Origin of the sequence: Streptomyces sp. yr375 (genome assembly GCF_900110755.1) — a bacterium.
Taxonomy (GTDB): Bacteria; Actinomycetota; Actinomycetes; order Streptomycetales; family Streptomycetaceae; genus Streptomyces.
The window spans coordinates 1-3,188 of the sequence record NZ_FOFF01000106.1; the positions used below are offsets into that span (position 1 = coordinate 1).

General features: G+C 65.4%; 2 protein-coding genes. Both read right to left on the minus strand.

The window, feature by feature from the left end:
- Window positions 1-82: 82 nt before the first annotated feature.
- Window positions 83-400, minus strand: coding sequence for a hypothetical protein (locus BMZ82_RS38955; RefSeq protein ID WP_093782102.1), 318 nt, complete (start codon window positions 398-400; stop codon window positions 83-85).
- Window positions 401-1,153: 753 nt separating this feature from the next.
- On the minus strand, window positions 1,154-3,070 hold the full coding sequence (locus tag BMZ82_RS38965; protein WP_093782104.1) for a UvrD-helicase domain-containing protein: 1,917 nt from the start codon (window positions 3,068-3,070) through the stop codon (window positions 1,154-1,156).
- Window positions 3,071-3,188: the final 118 nt, after the last annotated feature.

The window sequence follows — 3,188 nt, forward strand, 5'->3', positions numbered from 1 at the left end:
GCGTTCGTGACCGGACAGCTCCAGAGGCAAGGGCTTCGGACCAGGCATCACCCCACCCTACAACCGCAAACGAACTAACGACTCAGGACACTAGCCTGCCGCGCAGCCTCCCGAGCATCCGTAGCAGCTCGGCATTGCCCACCTCGACGGGCGTCGCACCGCGGTGGTACGCGCCAAGAGCGTCACGCAGCAGCTCCAGCTCGCCCTGGTGCACCGCGAGTTGTTCCTCGTCGACGGTCAGCGGCAGGGCTAACTCGCCCCGTAGCGGCACGGGTGCTGCCAACTCGGTCTCAGGGGTGCCTCGCCGGTCCAGCAGATTCTCAAGCCGCTGGTAGAGGAATGTGAACGTGGCAGGCAGCCCCGCACCGAGCAGTGCGGACAGAGCACTGAAGTCAGACATGAAATCCCCCTGGCTCGCGTCGATTCGTGTCAGAAATTCTCACTCGCTTACCGACCACAAAATCTCCCCTTTGGAAACATGACCGAAAGGCGTCATCCCCCTTCCGCCACGTGCGTTTCCTAAACATCAGGAGTCACTTTTATCACGCATCGATGGTTTCATTTCTCGTATCCGCGGTCTGGCTCTGCGCCCGGATTCTCGGATACGGAACCCGCGTCCGGTCCGGCTTCTTGGCCATGCGGTGGCAGGTGCCCGTGTAGCCGGTAGACCAGCTCATCAGGGTGTCTGGCCAGGCGTTCTCGGCGCCACGCCGCATCGAAGGAGAGCTGACCACGACTCCGGGCCATGGCCCAGGCGGCGCGGCTGCTGGTGACAGGAGACAGCAGTAATCGCACGAGAGTCAGACGCATACCGTTCAGCGTGGCTGCCCGAATTACGGCTGACCGACGCTTTTCCCGCACTCCTGAACCTCGGGACGCGCCCGCATCAAAAACAAGACAACACCATATTGGCGAGCAATGTTCTTCCCCGCCAGGGGCTGCACCCTCCGTTCCTTACAGACAGAGTTACATTCCCCCTCCCATCACACAGAGAGCGAATGCCTGAGCGGATATTCCGATCGGGCGCAAGGGCGGCTTCCGGTCTGTGCTGCGATACCTGCCCAGGGCACGGGCCAGTTGTGGGTAAGTCGCAAGGCAGTCATGCGGTGTTCCGGCGTCTGCGCGCGCTCGTAGGAGAGCAGCCAAGAGTTGCTCAGTGGGCGGCCATGGCGTCCACGTCGTGGACAGTCCAGCCGCGAGCCGTCACCGCCTCAACGTACAGTTCGGCTCTCGTGCGGTGCGCGGCGAAGGCGAGTAGATGGGTGGGGCGGGTGGCGCCCACGAAGACGAGTTGCGCAGCGTGCTGGATCGTGGGCAGGGCGTTAGAGGGGTCCTGTTGTCGGCTCAGGAGTCCGAGGACCTCGTGTACGTCGTACTTCTTGCCGCTGCGTTCCAGGCATTCGAGGATGAGCGTGGCCGCGTGGGTCTCGCCCTTGGCACTCTGGATCGATCCCGCAACCGACGGCACTACCCCGGGGTCCGCATCCGCCGACGTTTCAGGCACTGGGGCTGGCTGGTCAGTGCAGGGGACGTGCGCGAGGGGATCTGTCAGGCGTGCAACCCCTTTCAGGGGACTCTGGGTCAGGTCGGACAGCACTCGCTGGAGCCGGGCGGTGAGGACTGCCCACTCGGCGTGGCTGTCGAGTGGGCTCGTCAGCACGTCGTGCAGGAGGTGGCGTGTCCTGCCCCCGGCGGTGGCCGGGTCTCGATCCAGGCGTCTCAACGGGGGCAGGCTGCCCGAGGTGGCGAGTCGGGCGACCTCACGGACTGCGTTCCACAGGAGTGTGACGGCTGCGTGGTTGTCGCCGGCTTGCCGGTGCGCCTGGGCGGTGCGTGCCGATGTGATGAGGCTGCCAATTGCCTGGCCGGGCACGGTGGTGAAGCCGGGGACGTAGCAGGAGACGGACTGCGGAAAGACCTTCGCGCCGCCCCGGGTGAGGCGGGATCCCAGGACGCGCGGCGGGCTGTCGACCAGCAGCGGACGAGGAACCGCGGCGGCTGCCATGCGTTCGAACGCCGGCACAACGTCGCCGACGGTGTTGTCGTCGAAGAGCAGGAGGGCGATCGTCCCGTCATGGCCAGCACCCTCGATGCGCTGACGTCGGTGAATGGTGAGGTCGCTGGCGAGTGCAGCGACCTTGCTGCCGAACCGGCGACTGACGGGAAGTTGGGCGGCGTGGGGCAGTGGGAACGACGACGGCTCGGCCACACGGGGTCCGTCGGTGAAGATGCGCTGGTTGACGTCGCCCACTCGCTGGACGACCGTGCTCGGGGAACCGAAGACCTTGTCGAGCAGGCGCTGCTGAAAGTCACTGGTGTCCTGCATTTCGTCCAGGAGGACGAAGGGGAAGCGGTGAGCAGCGGCTTGGGCGAGCTGCGGGTGGTGGGAGAGGTGGTGCTCCGCGAGGGCGAACATGTCGTGGTAGCGGAAGATGCCCTGCTCGGTGAGCTTCTCCTTCAGTGCCACGAACTGCCGGCCGCTGGGGCTGTCGGGCTTGAACGGCTGGGTGCCGTTCGGTCCCGTCGTGGTGAGTTTTCCGGCATCGCACACGTAGCGGGCTTCTGACACGAGTGCGTCGCCGTTGCGGCGCTTTCCGAGGAAGGTGCTCAGCGTACGGAAGGCGGGGTGGCGTTCCAGAAGGCGCAGGGCCGCGGCCGCGTAGGTGTCGTCGTCGACGGCCTGGACTTCGATGCCGCGGGCTCGGAGGGCGGGCAGGGCGAAGAAGGTGTTGGTGAAGGACTGGATCGTGCCGATGAAGTGCGGGTACTGCAGCAGTCGGCGTCCCGCCGGTGTGACGGTGAGGCGGCTGCTGATCTCGTCTTTGGCCGTGTTGGTGTGGGACAGGACGCAGATGCCGCGCGTGAGCGAGTTCCATCCCTGGCCCATCAGAGCGAGCTTGAGCCCGATCAGGCTGGTCTTGCCCGAACCGGGGGCAGCTTGCAGGTCCAGGCGCTCCGCGCTCTGGATGAAGTCCCACTGTTCCTGGTGCGGCAGTTCGAGAGCGAGTTGCTGGGCGAGTGCCTCGACCTTGTCCTTGATGAAGACGTCGGGCGCGTACAGGCTTGTCATCACTCAGACCTCGCTGCACAGATACGTGAAGGCGGCCACGAGGTAGGGCGGCAGATCGTCCTGAAGTTCCCCCCGCGAACTGGACAGCGGGTGTTTACGCTGCCGGGGCGAGGTTCTG

Bases quoted from the DNA above. Each gene is read 5' to 3' on its own strand.
- BMZ82_RS38965 (WP_093782104.1), bottom strand. From the start codon at position 3,070: ATGACAAGCCTGTACGCGCCCGACGTCTTCATCAAGGACAAGGTCGAG.
- BMZ82_RS38955 (WP_093782102.1), bottom strand. From the start codon at position 400: ATGTCTGACTTCAGTGCTCTGTCCGCACTGCTCGGTGCGGGGCTGCCT.